This window comes from Pelovirga terrestris, from assembly GCF_014773365.1.
GTDB classification, from domain to species: domain Bacteria; phylum Desulfobacterota; class Desulfuromonadia; order Desulfuromonadales; family Geopsychrobacteraceae; genus Pelovirga; species Pelovirga terrestris.
This window is the reverse complement of sequence record NZ_JACWUN010000007.1, coordinates 132403-149566: the sequence shown is the minus strand read 5'-3', so window position 1 is coordinate 149566 and position 17164 is coordinate 132403. Positions and strand designations below refer to the sequence as shown.

Genomic DNA, 17164 nt, shown 5'->3' with positions numbered 1-17164 from the left:
ATGAACCTTTTGAACAATGCCGTACTGTCTGTTCCGTATCCTCACAATGAGCCTGTACTGAGTTATGCACCCGGTAGTCCTGAACGCAGCAAGATCAAGGACGCACTGGCTGAGTTGAAATCCAAACAGGTGGAAGTTCCGCTGATTATTGGTGGCAAGGAAGTGCGTACCGGTGATCTGGCAAAAATCGCCTGTCCCCATGACCATTCAGTGACCCTTGGCCAGTATCACAAGGCCGGGCCCAAAGAAACCCAGATGGCTATCGATGCGGCCATGGCCGCCAAACCTGCGTGGGAAGCCCTGCGCTGGGAAGAGCGGGCGGCGATTTTTCTTAAAGCGGCAGAATTGCTCGCTGGTCCTTACCGTTTTCTGATCAATGCGGCGACCATGCTCAATATCAGCAAGACCCCTTATCAGGCCGAGATCGACTCCGCCTGTGAGCTGATCGACTTTTTGCGTTTCAATGTCTATTTCGCCCAGCAGGTCTATGCCGACCAGCCCCTGCACTCGCCCCCACCGATCTGGAACTATGTCCAGCATCGCCCGCTGGAAGGGTTTGTCTTTGCTATTGCGCCTTTCAACTTTACCGCCATTGCCGGTAACCTGCCGACCTCGCCGGCGATTATGGGTAACACCGTGGTGTGGAAGCCTGCTTCATCGGCAGTCTATGCACCCTACTATTTTATGAAACTGCTGCAGGAAGCCGGATTGCCCGATGGCGTTATCAATTTTATTCCCGGTTCCGGTGCCAATGTCGGTGATACCTGTCTGAACAGCCCTGACTTTGCCGGCATTCACTTTACCGGCAGTACCGGCGTTTTCCAGGGGATGTGGAAGCAGATCGGCAGCAATATTGCTGACAATCTGTACAAAAGCTATCCGCGGATTGTTGGAGAAACCGGCGGCAAGGATTTTATCTTTGCCCACAGCTCGGCGGATGTTGCACCGTTGGCAACGGCTATTGTGCGAGGTGCCTTTGAGTATCAGGGGCAAAAATGCTCCGCTGCCTCCCGCGCCTATATTCCTGAATCACTGTGGGAGCCGGTAATGGCCGAGCTCACAGCTCAGTGCAGTCGCATCAAGATGGGTGATGTTACCGATTTTTCGACCTTCTTTAACGCCGTCATCGATCGCAACGCCTTCAAGTCGATTACCGCCTATATCGATTACGCCAAAGAATCGGCGGATGCCGAGATCGTCATCGGGGGCAATTATGACGACAGCAAGGGATTCTTTATTGAGCCGACCGTCATCGTGACCACTGACCCGCATTTCAAAACCATGGAAGAAGAAATCTTCGGACCGGTCATCACCCTTTACTGCTATGCCGATGCTGATCTTGATGCCGCCCTCGAGCTGTGCGACACAACTTCTCCCTACAGTCTCACCGGGGCCGTGTTCGCCCAGGATCGTGTCGCGGTCAGCAAAGTGATGAAGAAGCTGGAAAATGCCTCGGGTAATTTCTACATCAATGATAAACCGACCGGAGCGGTCGTCGGCCAGCAACCCTTTGGTGGTGCCCGTGCCTCAGGCACCAACGACAAGGCCGGCAGCAAGCAGAATCTGATGCGCTGGGTGTCGGTGCGGGCGATCAAGGAGAACTTTGTGCCGCCGCGTAGCTTTGAATATCCCTATATGGCAGCTGAGTAGGGGCGCGGTTTCCGCGCCCTGGGCGGGGAATCCCCGTCCCTATATTTCAATGTTTAACCGCCAGAGCAATGAATAAAAGTTGCACCCTAACCAGCGACCAGGAAATGCCCTATGTCACTATTTAATTATGCTGTTGCCAAAACGATCATGCATGTGCCGAAGCCGATCGTCAGTTATTTTGCCAAGGGGTACATTGCCGGCTCGACCCTGGCAGATGCGGTTCAGGTCAGCAAAGACCTGAACCGCCAAGGGATGATGACGACCATCGATATTCTTGGTGAGTTCATTACCCAATTTGATCAGGCGATTGAATTCAAAAATCAGGCCCTTGAGATACTAAGGACCATCGACCGGGAAAAGCTTAACGGTAATCTTTCCATTAAGCCGACCCAGATGGGGCTGTTGCTTGACCCGGAGCGTTGTTTTGAATTAATTCACGAACTGGTTAGTGAAGCAAAAAAACTCGGCAGCTTTGTGCGTATTGACATGGAAGATGTCGGCACCACCGATGCGACCCTGGAAATGTTCGATAAGCTGCGATGGGAATTTCCCGGCCATGTGGGTACGGTGCTTCAGTCCTATCTGCGGCGTACCCCCCAGGATATTGCTAATCATGCTGACGGTTATCAGAACTATCGCCTGTGCAAGGGGATTTACGTCGAACCGCGGATCCATGCCTGGAAAAATACCCAGGCGATCAATGGCAACTTTAGCAACTGTCTTGCGCAAATGTTGGAACAGGGGGCTTATGCGGCGATAGCTACCCATGATGAATTTCTGGTGTTTGAGGCGATGCACCTGGTGCGTAAAATGAATCTGACAGCGGATCAATACGAGTTTCAGATGTTGTTAGGGGTCGATGAGGAGTTGCGTGAAATCATTCTCGCCGGCGGTCACCGCTTGCGGATTTATGTGCCCTACGGGCGTGACTGGCTCCCCTATTCACGGCGCCGTCTCAAAGAAAATCCGTCGATTGCCCAGCATGCTCTTAAACAAATGCTCGGGATAAACAAACACTAAATTCAGGATTCTGTGCTATTCTAATCTTCAATTATTGGTTGTTGCAGGCAGGCTCAGATTGACATCACCACTGGGTGGATCTGAGATCGTTTGCAGCGTATCTGCAAGTCAACAATGAAAGAATCAGGAGGATCAGATGAAGAAAATGCTTAAATCCTTGTTTGTGGTCTGCGTTGCGGTCGTGATGACGGCAACATGGGCCAGTGCCGAAACCCTTAAGGTCGGGGTACAGGCACCGATTACCGGCAGTTATGCCAACGAAGGTCAGGGGATCGATAACGGTACCCGCCTTCTCGCCAATCAGATCAACGCTGCCGGTGGCGTAATGGGGCGCCAGATCGAGGTGTTTACCTGCGATGACCAGGCAACCGCCATGGCCTCAGCGATCTGTGCCCGTGAGTTGGTGAATCGCGGGGTCAAGATGATTATTGGTTCGTACACTTCAACCGCAGCTGAAGCAGCTCAGAAAATTTACTATGATGCCGGTGTTATCCAGACCTCGGATGGTACTGCTGACAGCTTGACCGAAAAGGGCTACTGGACCTTCCTGCGCAACTCTTTCCCCAATAGTGCCGAAGCTGAATATGCCGCTGACTATATGGTGAACGTCAAAGGCTACAAGCGGATTGTCGTGGTATCCGATTTCTCCAGTTATGCGGTGGGTCTGGCTGATGCAACGGTAGCAGCAATTAAAGCTCTTGGTGGCAATGTTGTCTCCTATGACAAGATTCGCGCCGACTCCCAGAACTTTACCCCGGTGCTGACCAATATTCGTTCCAAGAACCCTGATGTCATCTTCTCTGCCGGTTATTACACTGACGGCGGTCAACTACGTGCCCAGCAGGTCGCTCTGGGTATCAATGCCGATTTTATTGGTGGTGATGCCAACGACAATCCTGACTTTATCAAGCTGGCCGGTTCGGCAGCAAAAGGTGCGAAGATCATCAACGTTCCGACCGTTGATATGCTTCCCTACGACCTCGCCAAAGATTTCATCAACGACTACGAGAAAACCTACGGTGAGCGTCCGCCGTCAATCTGGGGTCTGATGAACATTGATGGTATGCGTGCCATTATCCATGCCATGGAACAGAATAAAAGCTTCGACACCCGTCAAGCGGTTGAGTATCTGTGGAACATGGATGAGCCGATTGAGGGTATCACTGGGCCGCTCAAGTTTGCCAAAGACGGTAATCGGATTGGCAGCAGCTACATGACCTTTGAAATCCAGGCGGATGGTAGCTACAAGATTGCCCATCAGCAGTAATCTCTGATCAGACAACCAGAGCCTTGCGGAGGGGGCGAATGTTGCACTCGCCCCCTCCATCCTTGGCTGCAGAGTTTGTTACAGCTGCATTTTTTGCTGTACTGAGCTGTACGGCCAAGAACAACAATCACCGGCTAACGGGAGCACCTGATTTATGGAAACCTTTCTGCAACAACTTGCTAACGGTTTAACCATTGGCAGTATGTTTGCCCTGGTCGCACTGGGCTACACCATGGTGTACGGGGTCATGCGCCTGATCAATTTCGCCCACGGCGATATGGTCGCGGCCTCGGCGTTCGTTGGTTTGACGGTCTATACCCAGGTCATGGGTCAGGCATCATCCCTGTTTGCCGTGATCGCGATTTTTATGCTGACGGCCGGATTAATGGCCTGTGTCGGGGTCATTCTGGAGCGCGTTGCCTATCGGCCGTTGCGTACGGCTCCCCGCCTGTCGGCGGTGGTCTCGGCGTTGGGCGCCAGTCTGGTGATCCAGAACGGCATCATGCTGATCTGGGGGCCGCGCATGCGGATTTTTCCGGAACTGGTTCCGCAGCACTATTGGCACTTTGGCGGCGTGGTGATCAGCCTGATTCAGGTGCTGATTCTGGTTATTTCCCTGGTGCTGATGGTAGCACTGTACCTTTTTATTGAAAAAACCCGTATAGGGGCAGCGGTCAGGGCCAGTTCCATCGATCAGGATGCTGCCCGGCTGATGGGCATCAATGTGAATAATATTATTGCCCTGATCTTTGTCATCGGTTCATCCCTGGGGGCGATCGGTGGCCTTTTTATCGGTCTTTATTATCGTGGGATCACCTTTAATATGGGCTGGCAATATGGTTTATATGCCTTCATCGCAGCAATACTTGGTGGTATCGGCAATATCCCCGGTGCGATGCTGGGCGGTATGCTTCTGGGGCTGTTCAGTGCTTTTATCTCCGGTTATGTTTCCAGCACCTGGGCCGATGCCTTTACCTTCATGTTGCTGATTTTTATTCTGATTGTTCGTCCCACCGGGTTGCTTGGTGAGCGGGTTGCGGAGAAGGTCTGATGAAAAAACTATCGCTTGTCTCCCTGCTGGTGTTTTTGGTTGTGATGGCCATTCTGCCGCATCTGCTGGATACGCGCTGGCAAACCGTGGCGGTTACTTTTCTGGTTTTTTCGGTAGTCGCCCTGTCACAGGATATTGTGCTGGGTAAGGCCGGGATGTTCAACATGGGACAGGCCATGTTTTTCGGCATGGGCGCCTATGTGACGGCGATCTTAAATTCCCATTTCGGCTGGCCGATTGTAGCGACAGTTCCGGTTGCGATCGTTGCACCGGTGTTGTTGGGTATTGTCCTCGCGGCGCCCATTGTCCATTTGCGTGGTGATTATCTGCTGGTCGTCACCATCGGTTTCAATATCGTTTTTGTCCAGGTTCTTATCAACAACCTAGGCGGCGTTACCGGTGGTCCCAACGGCATCTTCGGCATCGACCCGTTACGGCTGTTCGGATTCGAATTGAGCAGTCAGGTCGCCATCTACTACTACGCTTTTGCCGTCCTGCTGTTGACCCTGGCGATCATGATCAATCTTGACAAAAGCAAGGTTGGTCGTGCCCTCCATTACCTGCGCGAAGATCCCCTGGCGGCCGAAAGTATCGGCATCAACACCCGCCTCTACAAGATTTTTGCTTTTGGTCTTGGCGCCGGGATTGCCGGATTGGCCGGCAGTGTTTTTGCCACTCAATACTCAGCGGTCAGTCCCGAAGCCTTTGAGTTTATCCAGTCAGTATTGTTTTTCAGTATTGTCCTGGTCGGAGGGTCGTCAATTCCCGGGGTGCTGATCGGGGTGTTCGTCATGTTCGTGCTGCCGGAGATCTTCCGCGAGTTCTCGACCTGGCGTTTCTTTGTGTTCGGTTTTGCCATGATCCTGACCATGATTTTGCGACCACGTGGCATCTGGCCGGCAACCTTTGGAAAGATTCCGAAATTTTTGATCAAGGAACCGAAAAATGGCGGATAACGAACTGATTCTAACCGATGTAACCAAACGTTTTGGTGGCCTGACAGCGGTTGATGCCTTGTCCATGAAAGTCTCTTCCGGTCAGATTTATGGCGTTATCGGCCCCAATGGTGCCGGCAAGACAACGGTCTTCAACTGTATAACCGGGATCTATAAATCAGAAGAGGGATCGGTTCGTTGGCGCGGTGAAGAAATTCGTGGCATGACCCCCTATCAGATTGTCGCCCGCGGCATCGTCCGGACATTTCAGACCATCCGTCTGTTCAGCCAGATGTCGGTGGCGGAAAATATCATGAGTGGCCGGCACATCAAAAGCTCTCAAGGGTGGTGGCACGGGATCTGCCCGACTCCCGGCTCGCGCCGCGATGAAAAAGAGAACTGGATGAAAGTCGGTGAACTTCTCGAGTTTTTCAACCTTGAGGAATTCGCTGCCACGCCAACCATGTCATTGCCCTATGGTCTCCAGCGCCGGGTCGAGATGGCACGGGCGCTGGCGGTTGACCCCACCCTGCTGATTCTCGACGAGCCGGCCGCCGGTTTGAATGACAATGAAACGGCTGAGCTGGTTGACACCATTTTCAGCATTCGCCAGAAGGGAATAACGGTACTGCTGATTGAGCATGACATGGAACTGGTCATGAAGGTGACCGATTATCTGACGGTGCTGAATTTCGGTAAAAAGATAGCCGAAGGGACACCTGAGGAAATCCAGAAAAATCCGCTGGTCATCGAAGCCTATCTCGGCAGTGAGGATGAAGACGATGAGTAATGACGTTCTGTTCACCATCGAGGACCTTGAGGTTTCCTACGGGGCTATTGCTGCCCTGAAGGGAGTATCGCTGGAGGTGCAGCGTGGTGAGATCGTAACCATCCTGGGTGCCAATGGCGCCGGGAAGACCACCACGATGCGGGCGATCAGTCAATTGATCAAGACCAAGTCGGGCTCCATCCGTTTTAAAGGGCAGGAACTGACTAAGATCCCGGCGCACAAAATCGTCAAGCTGGGAATCAGTCATTCGCCTGAAGGTCGACGGGTTTTTGGCGTGCTGACGGTCGAAGAAAACCTGCTGCTGGGAACCTACAGCAAGGGGAAGGTCAATCCCAAGACATTGCGCTGGATCTACGAGATGTTCCCGCGTCTGGAAGAGCGGCGCAAGCAACTGGCCGGCACCCTCTCCGGTGGGGAACAGCAGATGCTCGCCATCGGCCGAGCCTTGATGAGTGATCCGGAGATGGTGCTCCTCGATGAACCCTCCCTCGGGATTGCGCCGATTCTGGTCAAGGCGATTTTTGAGCAGATAAAGGAAATTTCGCGCCAGGGGGTGACGGTGCTGCTGGTTGAACAGAACGCCAAGGCGGCGCTGAAACTGGCAGATCGCGGCTATGTATTGGAAGTAGGGAAAATCGCCCTGGAGGGACCTTCAGCAGATTTGCTGGCGTCCGAGAAGGTCCAGGAAGCCTATCTGGGTAAAAAGAACTGATATTGTAACTATTCAGCACTATCCTTGCCCCGGGTCATGGATGACGAAAAGCGTCCCTTGACATCGGATTCAATGACCCGGTGCTGAACAGATGCCTGATATTAATACAGTAGAACAACAGGAGCTTCGGCATGAATTATAAAAGCATTCTGGTCCATATCGATGACCGCCCGACCTGTTCGACACGGACGGCTGCCGCGGTCGGGCTGGCGGCTCAACACCAGTCACCGTTGACCGGGATCTATATTATTTCACAGATGTATTTCTCCCATCACCGGGCTGAATTTGTTGCCCGGGCCGAAGCGGCCCGCAAGAAATTTGAAGAGCAGGCAGCCAAGGTGAAGGTGCGCACCGAGTGGATTCTGGTTGACTGTCAGACCAGTCGCATCGATTTGATTAATGCCTTGAATCTCCATGCTCACTATCATGATCTTCTGGTGCTCAGCCAGACCGATAGCTCCGCTGATGAGCAGGGGGTGCCGGATAACCTGCCGGAAAAAGCGGTGCTGGGCAGCGGTCGGCCGGTATTGATTGTCCCCTACGCCGGGCGCTTTAAAAACGAGTACAAGCAGATCCTCATGGCCTGGCGTGGCGGACCGGAATCCTGTCGGGCACTACACGACTCGATGCCGATTCTGCGCCGCGCAGATCACGTCCGGGTGGTGACGGTTCACGGACCGGGAGGGGACGAAGCATTCCACGCTCACAAGGCTGATATCAGTCAACATATGGCTCGTTACGAGCTACCCCTCTCTTGTGAAAAGCGGGTCAGTGGCGATTTGAGTATCGGCGATCTGCTGTTGAACATGACCGCTGATTGCGGAGCTGATCTGCTGGTGATGGGGGCAACCTCGCAGACGCGCCGTGGCCAGCAGACCCTGGGTGAGACCGGACGTCACCTGCTGAAATGTATGACGTTGCCGGTGCTGATGTCCCATTAACGATGGCGCCGCAAAAACTCGCCAACTGCTGCCTTGCTGCGCCTGTTTCACTGCTTCGTATCTGTTCAGCTCTCTCCTTGCGCAGGGCCTTTGGATCCTATGTCAAGGGACGCTTTTCGTCATCCATGACCGCTTTTTGTCGCCATTCATGGCGACCAAAACCCTTGCCCCAGGATCCAAAGACCCTGCACTGAACAGATACACTGTTTCTACATAATGTACGCCTTTTTTCACAATAATCATGCGCCGTGCATCTGGCGCTTTTTGCTTAGCCATCGACCTTGATACTTCTTACGAAAGCATCACTAAATGGTTAACCGCTCCCTGCAGGAACTGGCCCGCGAACTTGACGCGATCATCGATTCCTCCTCCGATGGTCTGTTTGTCTGTGATGCCGGCGGGCGGATCTTGCGGGTTAATCCGGCTTCAGCACGCATTAATAATGCCACGCCCGAGCAGCTTGAAGGACGCAATTATCTTGATGTCGCCAGGGAAGGGCTGGTTCTGCTGCCGTCTGCCGCCCTGGAAGCGATCAAAGCCAAAGCCCAGGTCAGCCTGCTGCAGCAGAGCCGTACCGGTCGCAAACTGATTTCCACGGCGACGCCGGTCTTTGATGAACAGCAACAACTGATTCGGGTGGTGGTCAGTGAGCGCGACATTAGTGAGATTGAGCGGCTCAAACGTGATCTGGAAGATCAGCAGGAGTTGGGTAACCAGTTTCGTCGGCAGCTATCCCAGTTGCAACGTGAGCAGCTAAATGGCCGGGACGTAATTGCCGAGAGTCCGTTGATGGCGACGACCCTGAAGCAGGCCCGACGGTTAAGTCAGGTTGATTCGACGGTGCTGCTGCTGGGTGAGTCGGGGGTCGGTAAGGGGTTGATCGCTGATCTGATTCACGTCGGTTCTCATCGGGCCCAACAACCGATGATTAAGCTCAATTGTGGCGCGATTCCGGAATCCCTGATTGAAGCAGAACTGTTCGGCTATGAGCGCGGGGCCTTTACCGGAGCGGTTGCCAATAAACCCGGACAATTGGAACTGGCCGACAAGGGAACAGTTTTTCTTGATGAAATTGCTGAACTGCCCCTCTCTGCCCAGGTTAAATTGTTGCGCTTTTTGGAGGATGGCCGGTTAACCCGTCTTGGCGCTACCAAAGAACGTCAGGTTGATGTGCGGTTGATTGCCGCAACCAATCGTGATTTGAAGCAGCGTGTCGATAGCGGGCTGTTTCGCGAAGATCTCTACTATCGCCTCAGCGTGATCCCCATACAGATCCCCGCCCTGCGCCAGCGGCAGGAGTGCATCGTGCCGCTGTTGAACTCCTATCTTCACTATTTTGCTGAGCGGGTCGGAGTGCGGCGGCAGTTGACCCCGGCCGCCCTTGATCGCCTTTGCACCTATGCCTGGCCGGGAAATGTGCGCGAGTTGATGAATCTGTGTGAGCGCCTGGTGGTCATGTCGGAGGGACCCCTGATCGATGTCAATCATCTGCCGGCAGTGGTTTTGAACAACGGCGTGGCCCATATTACCACCTCGACGCCATGGCCGGCGGCTATGTCAATGGTGCAGATTCTTGCCAGTGTTGAGCGGGAGGTTCTTTACCAGGCCCATAAACGCTACGGCAGACAGTGCCGGATTGCTGCAATGCTGGGAATGAGTCAGCCTACCGTAGCACGCAAACTACGCCACTACGGGATTGGCAGGTTTGTCAGCGAATAATGGCGATCTGCCCAGCTTGATTGGAACCAGGACGATGCGTTCTGCTTGCCGGTTAACCCTCAGAGCGACCCTGTCTGTTAGTGTTTTTATCCTCATACATACGTAAATCAGCGAGGTGCATGGCATCCCTGAGCTGCCCGCTATTGCGAGCCGTCGCGGCACCGAGGGAGAGTCTTAGCGGTAACTCCTTACTTTCAAATTGAATTGTATCTTGGCTCTGGCGCATCCGCAGAAACGCCTCATCGGTGCTTGTCGTTTGCGGCAGCAGAACCGCAAATTCATCCCCGCCGATACGGGCGACCACATCTTCCGGTCGAACAGCATGACGTAGTACTTTTGCGGCAAGCTTGATCATCTGGTCTCCGGCTGCATGTCCGAAGGTGTCATTGATGCCCTTGAGATCATCGACATCCGCGATAATAATGCTGACCGGGTAAAGGCGACTGTCCATCAAACGTTCCAGTTCCGCATCAAAAAAAGAACGGTTGAAAAGACCGGTCAGGGTATCGTGGGCACTCAGATACTGAAGTTTCTCCTCATAATGTCTGTTTTTGGTAATATCAATGAGGGCAAAGAGGCACTCCTGCATTGATACGGTCTTCACTGCTTCGATCCGCACGATGAGGGGCATGTTTTTCGTGTTCAGTAATGTTATTTCTCCTTCTATCTTATCCCGACCGGCAAAAATCTTTTCGAGGAAGATGGCGAAGGAAGCTCTGTCTTCGGGGCTGACGTACTGACCAAAGCGTTTTCCAAGCAAGCGGGAGAGCTCGCTGTTCAGCAGGGCCGCCCCACTATGGTTGACGGCCTGAATGGTGCCGTCACGAGTGAGGGTGAAATAGCCTACCGGGGCGAAATTGTATAGATTGGTATACATGGAGAGGGATGTTTCCAGTTCATCTCTGGTCCGGCGCAACTCGGTATTCTGCATCTCCAGTTCGATCTGGTGAACCTGCAGTTCATGAAGAAGACCCTGGATTTCAGAGTCTGTTCGAGAAAGGGTTTTCCCCGATCGTTGCATGAACAGATAGTCCTCAGCTCGGTGGCGCAACCGGTTACCTTCAGGCGCGGAATTTTTTGGATGATCCATAATGTCTCCAGTAAGTTAAGGGGATTGCCACTCTTGTTACTGAGCTGTCATGATCCGACCGCCATTATTTTCAACTACCAACCTTGCTGGTGTCTCCACCCTGGTTGTCTGCGAACAGATTGCCGCCGCTGATCTGTTCAGCAACCTTGCGGAAATGGAAACCGTACACCGCATAGGTAATGGCTAGCGGGAAAAGCCGGGGTTTGCGGAACAACGACCAGAAGAAGAGTTTCCAGTAATGGAAGCGTTCCTTGCCGAGCACCCCGAGAAACAGCATTGATTTAAAGAGCGCCCCCAGGTGCCCCTGCTGTAAATGAAATCCGGTCTGAGGCCGGGGCTGGTATTCGCGAAAGAGCCGGGTTACCCGTTGGTAGAATTGCTTGGGGGCATAGATGGTGGTAAGGATGTCCTGGTAACCGGCAATCAGGGACTCTGCTTTCATGCGGGGGACAAAATTCAGATCAATGGCGGTATTGTCACCTGAGGAGCTCTTGAGCAACCGTCCTTCCTGTTCCATTCGTTGATGAAGTTTAGTGCCGCGCAGGACGGAGAGCACTCCGACCATGGCGGTGACAATGCCGCTCTCTTGAATGAAGCGGATCTGCTGGTCGAAAATTGAGATCGGATCGCTATCGAAGCCGACGATGAAGCCGCCGTGAACCTGAAGCCCGGCCTGCTGGATACGTTTGACCGAGAGGAGCAGGTCGCGGTTTCTGTTCTGGCTCTTGCCACTCTCAAAAAGCCCGCCGTCATGTGGTGTTTCAATGCCGATAAAGACCTCTTCGAAGCCGGCGTCGACCATCAAGTTCAGCAGTTCCGCATCATCGGCGAGATCAATTGACGCTTCGGTGTAGAAATAAAAAGGATAGTTTTTGGTTTTCATCCAATCAATAAGGGCCGGCAGAATCTCTTGCTTAAGCTTGGGTTTGTCGCCGATGAAGTTGTCATCGACGAAGAAGATCGCGCCTCGCCAACCCCCGGTATAGAGACTTTCGAGTTCGGCCAAAAGAAGCGACAGGGGTTTGCTGCGGGGTCGGCGACCAAAGAGAGAGGTGATATCGCAGAACTCACAGTCAAAAGGACAACCCCTCCCGTACTGGACATTCATGGCGGCATAGTCGCGCATTCTGACCAGATTCCAGAGGGGCATGGGCGTCTGTTCGAGCTGCGCCCACCCCTCTGCATGATAGATACGCCGCGGCGTGCCGCCCTGCAGATCCTCCAGAAAACGGGGCAGGGTGATCTCCGCCTCACCCAGCACCAAATGATCAACCTCAATAAAATCTTCATAACAAGAGGTAAACAGGGGACCGCCGGCGACGATTTTTACTCCCAGCGGTAAACAGCGCTCAATAACCTCATCTGCCGAGGCGCGCTGGATGCTCATGGCACTGATGAAAACGTAATCGGCCCATTGCAAGTCTGCGTCGGCAAGGGGCCGCACGTTCATATCGACCAGCCTTTTTTCCCAACTGTCCGGCAGCATCGCCGCCACCGTCATCAGACCCAGTGGCGGAAAACTCGCTTTACGGCCAATGAATTTCATGGCGTAGCGAAAGCTCCAGAACGTTGCGGGATAATGCGGGTAGACGAGCAGAATGTTCATTTTACAATCAGATCGTTCTTCACACTTTTAACCCCGGGAACGCTACCTGCTACTTCTCCCGCCCTGCTGATATTCCGCTTGGAGTCGACGAAGCCGCTCAACTGGACGACACCCTTGCGGGTCTCGACGCTGATCTGCATCACTTTCAGGTCCGGATCATCAAAAATGGCTGTTTTGACCTTGGTCGTAATGACTGTGTCGTCGACATAATCTCCAGGGCTTGACTGTTTTGCCGTAGAGGCACAACCCATGAATGCAATTGTCATCACTAATAGAACCAGAAACTTCATTAATTGCAGCGGTTTAAACATGATATTTCTCCTTTGTGGTTGAATGTTATTGCCCCCCAAAAGGGGCGAGGTGAAACAGTTTTTCAGGGAACAGTTCGACCGCTTCAGTCGAGCTGAGCTTGCTGGATAGTGTTCACCGGAAACTTAAATACGACCTCTGCCCTGAATGACATTGAGCACCACGAGGATCAGGGCAACGACCAGCAGGATGTGGATAAATCCCCCCATGGTGTAACTGCTCACCAGTCCCAGAAGCCAAAGTACGATCATGATGACGGCTATGGTCCATAGCATGAGATTTTCCTTTCTGGCTTTTTATCGCCACTGTTGAGTTGTTATGCGAAAAGCTAAAAAAAATGGCCTTGCTGACGTACAGATGTGGTGCCGGGAACCGCAACCGTTTTTCAGCTTTTTTTATTGCCGACAACCAGCAATATAATGCCACCTACAAGTGCTACCCCTCCGACAATCGGGGGTAAAGGTATTGTTCTTGTCCGATCCGCGGACATTTGCAGTGGCCCGAGATCAATCACTTTTTCTCTGGATGTATAGCTGATGCCCTGATAAGCAAAAGCAACAACTGCGATGACAATGAGAATGATTCCTAATAAAACAGGTGTTTTCATGTGTAACCTTCTCCTTATTGTTCCTTGTATCCCGGAAGCAACATGGCATTGATCTGCCCGATATTTCCTTGTATCCGGCCGATGATATGCTCCGATTTGCCCGCGGACATGAGTTCGGGATTGTGGGTAATTTTTCCGATCGCCTCCCTGATCCTGCCCCTCATCTCGTGTAACATGCCTTCCAGTTGATCCCTGTTGCCTGACTTCATGTGCTCTCCCTATGTCGAACCTGATTGGCTTCCGTCCGGAAACAGTAGGTGTCCGAAGCGGGATCCGGCATTCTGCCCCGGCGGATCAGTGGTTGATTCTTGTTCATTTCACACCAGCCAAAAGGTTTGAATTCGACCTTGCCGGTTTGGTAACATTTCATGGCGATCAACCCCTTCGGTTGCTTTAGTATTTTCGTTCGAGGATGTGTCCATCTTCATCCGAAATGATGACCTCAACCCGCCGGTTACGCTGCCGTCCTGCGGCCGATTCGTTGCCGGCAACAGGAAAATCAATGCCATAACCGCGGATCTTGAGCCGACGTGAATCAACACCTCGGGTTGTGAGGGCATTGCGTACCGCATCAGCACGTCGTTCGGAGAGACCTTTGTTGTATTCAGCGGTGCCGGTACTATCGGTAAACCCTTCGATCAAGACATTGCGTTTCGGGTATTCGGCCAGAAAGGCAGCGAGTTTGTCGATGGTGTACTGGGTTCCTGAACGCAGCTCGCTTTTATTGATGTCGAACAGAACATCACCCAGAGTGATGACCAGGCCTCGTTCCGATTTTTTGGCCTCGAGCTCAGCGATTTGTGCCTCCAGTTTTTTTCGCTGTTCGGCGGACACCAACGCTTCTGCCCTGGTTTTTTCCGCTTCGGCGGACATCGCTCCAACCTGCAGACGTGATGCGTCGGCTTGCTCACGAGCGGCGATAGCCTGCATACGGGCAGAATCGGCCTGTTCAGCGGCGGTCATGGCTTTCTTTTTTTCTGCTTCGGCCAGTTTCTGTGCCTGCTCCGCTTCCCGGGTGCGGGCTTGTAACAGGACGGCGTTGCGCTCTGCGCTGGCCGCATCCAGTGCCTGCTCCGCCAGTTTTACATTGGTGACTTCACGGGCGATGGCGGTACGTTGCTTGGCTAGATAGGCGAAGTGTTCGACTTTCGGCGTTTCGGCTCCCTCTGCCAGCGCCTGGACCGCCTGATCCAGGTCTATTTTTGCTTTTTGCAGCTCAAGTGACGCATTCTTCTGTACATCAGGGTCGCTCTGGGCTTGAGCAAACGCTGATCGGGCTTGTTCAAGTAAGGCGTTTTCCGGCACAGTCGTGCTGCAACCAAACATCAGCATACTAACGACAGGCACCCCGAGCAGCAGCATCAAGGGCGATGAAAATAACTTCATGGTGTTCTCCTTTAAAATAAGTGGCAATAAATCAGGTACTGGTCTAACGGTTCATCTCTTGTTGTAAAATTCGGATGCTTTCCTTTAATTCCTCTACGACCTTTTGTGACTTGGCCGAACGCGCTTTGGCCTCTGCCAGGTTCGCATCGACCATGGCTTCATCGGCCAGCCTGCGGGCGACAACATGCTCTTTTTTGTCCATGGCAAGTTTGGCCTGATTCAGTTTGTCCCGAGCCGCTTGAAGCTCCAGCGGGGCGAACTCAACAGCGCCGGAGCTTTCCGCCTGGACGATCGACTGGGTAGCCAGGGTAACCTCCTTTTCCGGGGCAGGTACCTGGACAGCACAGCCGGCCAGAACAACAATGAACAACGTGACCAGACACGCCTTAATCAATCTCAAGGTTTTCATTCTCATTATCTCTTCTCCTGTTTCATTTGCGTTTTTGAGTGTTTCCAAATGGAAAAACGTCTCGTGCGCACACAATTGTCTGTCTTATTGAATGGCAATAAGCATGCCGCCGGGGACCGGCGAAGGAACCTGCTGATTATTAAGGGTAACGTGCCGGTTGGAGGTGTCGGTGCGATGGTAGCCGTCAGGGCCACCCGTCAAACTTGGTGCAACTGTCATATGTGGCGGGTTAAGGATGTACCCTGGCGAAGAGTTACTCCTGTGTTACTTTGATGTTCTGGATATCCACTTCACTGAAGGCTGCACGGCAAACCCGGCCGCCTCTCGTACCCTTCTGAGATCGTCGGGAGCCTGCAGTGATAGCTCGGCGCGAACCAGAAGGAGACGGGCGTGTCGCAGGGCATTGTCGCGTAGCGCACGGTTATCGATCACGGCAAGTGCTTCGAGGGCCTTGAGCAACCGTACTACCACTTCGACCACGGCCGCGCCATCGCGGGCGATTGCGGTAAAAGCATCATCAAACATGTCGACCATGGACAATTCCGGCACCGCAATGCGATCGAAAAGGACCTTGGTAGACCCTTCCAACTTATCACACTCGTCCCACAGAACGAACAGACGGACAAAAGTGCCTGTGACAATGATAGCGGTACCGGGATCGTTAACCGCAGGTGAAAGCGCGCGACTGGCGATTTCCGAAAGAACCAGCAGTCCGAAGCGTGGATCCTGTTCAAAGACCCTCGACCTGCCAATCACGAATGTATCAGCGATGATGCCGGCGTCTTCGTCGGAAACCTTGCCCGGCCCTTGCTGGATGACCCATGCAACCGGTCGTGTTGGCGTGCAAAAGGTGCCGGGTAGCGCCGCCACAACAATTTTCAGTTGTAACTCAACCGCGCGTGCCTGCAGCTTCTTGGTATCAACCCGCTGGACGTAACCGATGGCGTTTCCGAAGACCGCCTGACCTCCATCCGGGGGACCCTCCACCGCGACGCCCCCGAGGCGCGGAGCAGATTGGCGCATCAGAATCGCTGCAGCGGTTGTTGCTTCCACCTTGTCGATGGAATGTTCCACCCGACCGAGACGGGCGATATTATCGACCCAGCGGATGAATGTAATAATGATGACTGTGAGCGCAATGATTGTCAGGGAGAACAGGATAAAAAGGCTTCCTTTTCCGCCATAAAACCCGTTCATTAGCGCAACGAGAGCGACCACGCTGTAGATAAACGCGCCGATGAACGCTGAGAGGGCATTCTGCGAGAGGTCATCGGCGATAATCAGTGGAAAAGAGCGCGGAGTTGCAGAGCGGCTTGCTGCCCCATAAGCGGCCACCATTGAAGCCACGGCGAACGTGGCCATTACCAGCATGCTCGACGCCATGATCTTAAGCAAGGCTTCGGTTGATTCTTTCGTGATCTCCGGCAACGAGCGGCCAAGTTCGGTCAGGTCAATAAGGTTGGCAAGTAAAACGGCCCCAATGGATAGTACACAGACGATGAGCGGCTTGATCCATAAGCGCTCACGCAGGTGTTTGATGATGAAACTCAAGTAATCCCACATGCTTGGTCCTCCCTGGAGTCTTTCAGCGAGTATGCCGTCACACAACAACTATAACAGGTCCACTACCAAATAAAATTACCGCCCAAAGCTTTCAGTTGAAACAACAACA

General features: G+C 53.1%; 20 protein-coding genes. 9 read left to right on the top strand and 11 right to left on the bottom strand.

The features are described from left to right. The 8 genes from pruA (at window position 1) to ICT70_RS07955 (ending at window position 8366) form a co-directional block, all read left to right on the top strand. A complete protein-coding gene (pruA, locus tag ICT70_RS07990) occupies window positions 1–1650 on the top strand; it encodes an L-glutamate gamma-semialdehyde dehydrogenase (protein ID WP_191155319.1) in 1650 nt (549 codons plus the stop codon). Between the two features lie 111 nt (window positions 1651–1761). Then, entirely contained in the window at window positions 1762–2670 is a 909-nt protein-coding gene (locus ICT70_RS07985) for a proline dehydrogenase family protein (protein ID WP_191155317.1), read from the top strand. A gap of 136 nt (window positions 2671–2806) precedes the next feature. Continuing rightward, a complete protein-coding gene (locus ICT70_RS07980; protein WP_191155315.1) occupies window positions 2807–3937 on the top strand; it encodes a branched-chain amino acid ABC transporter substrate-binding protein in 1131 nt (376 codons plus the stop codon). A gap of 154 nt (window positions 3938–4091) precedes the next feature. Beyond that, on the top strand, window positions 4092–4988 hold the full coding sequence (locus ICT70_RS07975) for a branched-chain amino acid ABC transporter permease (protein WP_191155313.1): 897 nt from the start codon (window positions 4092–4094) through the stop codon (window positions 4986–4988). Further along, window positions 4988–5944, top strand: coding sequence for a branched-chain amino acid ABC transporter permease (locus ICT70_RS07970; protein ID WP_191155311.1), 957 nt, complete (start codon window positions 4988–4990; stop codon window positions 5942–5944). Before ICT70_RS07975 ends, ICT70_RS07970 begins: the two co-directional genes overlap by 1 nt. After that, on the top strand, window positions 5934–6713 hold the full coding sequence (locus ICT70_RS07965) for an ABC transporter ATP-binding protein (RefSeq protein ID WP_191155310.1): 780 nt from the start codon (window positions 5934–5936) through the stop codon (window positions 6711–6713). Before ICT70_RS07970 ends, ICT70_RS07965 begins: the two co-directional genes overlap by 11 nt. 7 nt (window positions 6714–6720) lie before the next feature. Further along, entirely contained in the window at window positions 6721–7425 is a 705-nt protein-coding gene (locus ICT70_RS07960) for an ABC transporter ATP-binding protein (RefSeq protein ID WP_337906802.1), read from the top strand. 131 nt (window positions 7426–7556) lie between these two features. Then, window positions 7557–8366 carry a universal stress protein gene (locus ICT70_RS07955; RefSeq protein ID WP_191155306.1) on the top strand — a complete coding sequence of 270 codons (810 nt, stop codon included), beginning with the start codon at window positions 7557–7559 and terminating at the stop codon, window positions 8364–8366. Window positions 8367–8468: 102 nt separating this feature from the next. Here ICT70_RS07955 and ICT70_RS07950 read toward each other — a convergent pair whose 3' ends face one another. Further along, the gene (locus ICT70_RS07950; protein ID WP_191155304.1) at window positions 8469–8642 is read right to left on the bottom strand and encodes a hypothetical protein; all 174 of its coding nucleotides are present in this window, start codon (window positions 8640–8642) and stop codon (window positions 8469–8471) included. Window positions 8643–8675: 33 nt separating this feature from the next. On the opposite strand from ICT70_RS07950, the gene ICT70_RS07945 reads away from it, so the two are divergent. Continuing rightward, window positions 8676–10085 carry a sigma-54 interaction domain-containing protein gene (locus ICT70_RS07945; RefSeq protein ID WP_191155302.1) on the top strand — a complete coding sequence of 470 codons (1410 nt, stop codon included), beginning with the start codon at window positions 8676–8678 and terminating at the stop codon, window positions 10083–10085. Between the two features lie 52 nt (window positions 10086–10137). On the opposite strand, the gene ICT70_RS07940 is transcribed toward ICT70_RS07945, so the two are convergent. From ICT70_RS07940 to ICT70_RS07900, 10 genes are all read right to left on the bottom strand, one after another. After that, on the bottom strand, window positions 10138–11175 hold the full coding sequence (locus ICT70_RS07940; protein ID WP_191155300.1) for a sensor domain-containing diguanylate cyclase: 1038 nt from the start codon (window positions 11173–11175) through the stop codon (window positions 10138–10140). Between the two features lie 70 nt (window positions 11176–11245). Next, complete coding sequence (locus ICT70_RS07935) at window positions 11246–12781, bottom strand: B12-binding domain-containing radical SAM protein (RefSeq protein ID WP_191155290.1); 1536 nt, start codon at window positions 12779–12781, stop codon at window positions 11246–11248. After that, complete coding sequence (locus ICT70_RS07930; protein WP_191155288.1) at window positions 12778–13092, bottom strand: BON domain-containing protein; 315 nt, start codon at window positions 13090–13092, stop codon at window positions 12778–12780. The genes ICT70_RS07935 and ICT70_RS07930 overlap by 4 nt, the downstream gene beginning before the upstream one ends. A gap of 123 nt (window positions 13093–13215) precedes the next feature. Continuing rightward, on the bottom strand, window positions 13216–13365 hold the full coding sequence (locus ICT70_RS07925) for a lmo0937 family membrane protein (RefSeq protein ID WP_191155286.1): 150 nt from the start codon (window positions 13363–13365) through the stop codon (window positions 13216–13218). A 110-nt stretch (window positions 13366–13475) separates the two neighbouring features. Further along, window positions 13476–13697: a DUF3185 domain-containing protein gene (locus ICT70_RS07920; protein ID WP_191155284.1), complete on the bottom strand. Its 222-nt coding sequence runs from the start codon at window positions 13695–13697 to the stop codon at window positions 13476–13478. A 14-nt stretch (window positions 13698–13711) separates the two neighbouring features. Next, a complete protein-coding gene (locus ICT70_RS07915) occupies window positions 13712–13906 on the bottom strand; it encodes a CsbD family protein (RefSeq protein WP_191155282.1) in 195 nt (64 codons plus the stop codon). 184 nt (window positions 13907–14090) lie between these two features. Beyond that, window positions 14091–15083 carry an OmpA family protein gene (locus tag ICT70_RS07910; RefSeq protein ID WP_191155280.1) on the bottom strand — a complete coding sequence of 331 codons (993 nt, stop codon included), beginning with the start codon at window positions 15081–15083 and terminating at the stop codon, window positions 14091–14093. 43 nt (window positions 15084–15126) lie between these two features. Further along, the gene (locus tag ICT70_RS07905; RefSeq protein ID WP_191155278.1) at window positions 15127–15498 is read right to left on the bottom strand and encodes a DUF4398 domain-containing protein; all 372 of its coding nucleotides are present in this window, start codon (window positions 15496–15498) and stop codon (window positions 15127–15129) included. A gap of 78 nt (window positions 15499–15576) precedes the next feature. After that, on the bottom strand, window positions 15577–15711 hold the full coding sequence (locus ICT70_RS15105; RefSeq protein ID WP_272977231.1) for a hypothetical protein: 135 nt from the start codon (window positions 15709–15711) through the stop codon (window positions 15577–15579). A 45-nt stretch (window positions 15712–15756) separates the two neighbouring features. Then, window positions 15757–17055, bottom strand: coding sequence for a DUF2254 domain-containing protein (locus ICT70_RS07900; protein ID WP_191155276.1), 1299 nt, complete (start codon window positions 17053–17055; stop codon window positions 15757–15759). Window positions 17056–17164 lie beyond the last annotated feature (109 nt).

What these genes read in the sequence shown, in the direction of transcription:
- pruA (WP_191155319.1), top strand. Translation starts at nt 1, where the DNA reads ATGAACCTTTTGAACAATGCCGTACTGTCTGTTCCGTATCCTCACAAT.
- ICT70_RS07985 (WP_191155317.1), top strand. Translation starts at nt 1,762, where the DNA reads ATGTCACTATTTAATTATGCTGTTGCCAAAACGATCATGCATGTGCCG.
- ICT70_RS07980 (WP_191155315.1), top strand. Translation starts at nt 2,807, where the DNA reads ATGAAGAAAATGCTTAAATCCTTGTTTGTGGTCTGCGTTGCGGTCGTG.
- ICT70_RS07975 (WP_191155313.1), top strand. Translation starts at nt 4,092, where the DNA reads ATGGAAACCTTTCTGCAACAACTTGCTAACGGTTTAACCATTGGCAGT.
- ICT70_RS07970 (WP_191155311.1), top strand. Translation starts at nt 4,988, where the DNA reads ATGAAAAAACTATCGCTTGTCTCCCTGCTGGTGTTTTTGGTTGTGATG.
- ICT70_RS07965 (WP_191155310.1), top strand. Translation starts at nt 5,934, where the DNA reads ATGGCGGATAACGAACTGATTCTAACCGATGTAACCAAACGTTTTGGT.
- ICT70_RS07955 (WP_191155306.1), top strand. Translation starts at nt 7,557, where the DNA reads ATGAATTATAAAAGCATTCTGGTCCATATCGATGACCGCCCGACCTGT.
- ICT70_RS07950 (WP_191155304.1), bottom strand. Translation starts at nt 8,642, where the DNA reads ATGGCTAAGCAAAAAGCGCCAGATGCACGGCGCATGATTATTGTGAAA.
- ICT70_RS07945 (WP_191155302.1), top strand. Translation starts at nt 8,676, where the DNA reads ATGGTTAACCGCTCCCTGCAGGAACTGGCCCGCGAACTTGACGCGATC.
- ICT70_RS07940 (WP_191155300.1), bottom strand. Translation starts at nt 11,175, where the DNA reads ATGGATCATCCAAAAAATTCCGCGCCTGAAGGTAACCGGTTGCGCCAC.
- ICT70_RS07935 (WP_191155290.1), bottom strand. Translation starts at nt 12,781, where the DNA reads ATGAACATTCTGCTCGTCTACCCGCATTATCCCGCAACGTTCTGGAGC.
- ICT70_RS07930 (WP_191155288.1), bottom strand. Translation starts at nt 13,092, where the DNA reads ATGTTTAAACCGCTGCAATTAATGAAGTTTCTGGTTCTATTAGTGATG.
- ICT70_RS07925 (WP_191155286.1), bottom strand. Translation starts at nt 13,365, where the DNA reads ATGCTATGGACCATAGCCGTCATCATGATCGTACTTTGGCTTCTGGGA.
- ICT70_RS07920 (WP_191155284.1), bottom strand. Translation starts at nt 13,697, where the DNA reads ATGAAAACACCTGTTTTATTAGGAATCATTCTCATTGTCATCGCAGTT.
- ICT70_RS07915 (WP_191155282.1), bottom strand. Translation starts at nt 13,906, where the DNA reads ATGAAGTCAGGCAACAGGGATCAACTGGAAGGCATGTTACACGAGATG.
- ICT70_RS07910 (WP_191155280.1), bottom strand. Translation starts at nt 15,083, where the DNA reads ATGAAGTTATTTTCATCGCCCTTGATGCTGCTGCTCGGGGTGCCTGTC.
- ICT70_RS07905 (WP_191155278.1), bottom strand. Translation starts at nt 15,498, where the DNA reads ATGAGAATGAAAACCTTGAGATTGATTAAGGCGTGTCTGGTCACGTTG.
- ICT70_RS15105 (WP_272977231.1), bottom strand. Translation starts at nt 15,711, where the DNA reads ATGACAGTTGCACCAAGTTTGACGGGTGGCCCTGACGGCTACCATCGC.
- ICT70_RS07900 (WP_191155276.1), bottom strand. Translation starts at nt 17,055, where the DNA reads ATGTGGGATTACTTGAGTTTCATCATCAAACACCTGCGTGAGCGCTTA.